The 366-nt window shown below is 69.4% G+C and carries 1 protein-coding gene; it reads left to right on the top strand.

All coding sequences use genetic code 11. The annotated features are described in order from the left end of the window. A partial coding sequence (locus KPB06_RS04430; protein ID WP_275920427.1) for an FAD-binding protein occupies nucleotides 1-366 on the top strand: 366 nt, incomplete at both ends.

Below are 366 nucleotides of genomic sequence, written 5' to 3'. Positions count from 1 at the left end.
TCGAGCTCACCGAGCTGCCGGGCGTCGCGCACAAGGTGCCGACGATCTTCTCCGGCGCGGGCGTCGTCACGCGCCGCGTGACCGAAGCGGCCGAAGCGGCCGGCTACGTGTTCGCGGTCGATCCGACCTCGCTCGACGCCTCGTGCATCGGCGGCAACGTCGCGATGAACGCGGGCGGCAAGATGCTGTGGGGCACCGCGCTCGACAACCTGGCGTGGTGGCGGATGGTCGACCCGGACGGCAACTGGCTCGAAGTCACGCGCCACGAGCACAACCAGGGCAAGATCCACGACATCGCGGTCGCGCGCTTCGAGCTGAAGTGGTTCGACGGCGCGTATGCGCCGGGCGAGAAGCTGCTGAAGACCG

Origin of the sequence: Burkholderia semiarida (assembly GCF_029268935.1) — a bacterium.
GTDB lineage: Bacteria > Pseudomonadota > Gammaproteobacteria > Burkholderiales > Burkholderiaceae > Burkholderia > Burkholderia semiarida.
Note: the sequence above shows the minus strand (reverse complement) of the source record. Positions and strands in the feature narration are given on the sequence as shown.